Annotated in this window: 1 pseudogene; it reads left to right on the top strand. The window is 69.9% G+C overall.

The features are described from left to right. Positions 1-298: 298 nt before the first annotated feature. Positions 299-584, top strand: a pseudogene (locus tag AC27IO_RS25255) (hypothetical protein); the annotation flags it as partial.

Below are 584 nucleotides of genomic sequence, written 5' to 3'. Positions count from 1 at the left end.
CAGGGCGGCGGCCTCGGGCGTGGCGGGAGACTGGGCCAGGCCCGGCAGCGCCGCCCCCGCGAATGCCACGAGCGTGGCCGCGCGCACGGCCAGACGCCGGCGCCATGAAAAGACTTGCAACATGGCGGACGAGTCTAGCGATGCACGCTGGCGCCATTGCCCTGGCGCGCTGCCAGCGGCCGAGGATCGGCCTTCGTCCTACAGATCGATGCGCTCGCGGGGAGGTCCGGCGGCCTTCGGGTTCACCCTAGGATGGCCTCCAATCTTGAAGTCCCGGCCTCCGGGGAGAAAGGCAACTGTGAGCACTTGGTACAAATTGGCTCTCGGCAATGACCAGGACGCGTTCGAGCCCGCGCGCCAGATCCAGCAGATCTTCATGGCGAAGTTCCTGATGACGCCTCCCGGCTCGGGACGCGCCCTTTTCTCCAGCTACGACCTCGCCAGCGACAACCTCTGGCTGTATTTTTTCGCCCGCGGCGCGCGACATCGCCACCCGCGTGGCCGCCCAGCCGTGCGACAAGCCCGCCCCCGACGCCCCCCTGGGCCTGCTGGCCGGCGAGGGCGATGCCCTCGCCCAGCCGGCG

Source organism: Acidovorax sp. KNOB132 (assembly GCF_057541515.1).
The sequence above is the reverse complement of the archived record's forward strand: the minus strand, read 5'-3'. Positions and strand labels throughout refer to the sequence as shown.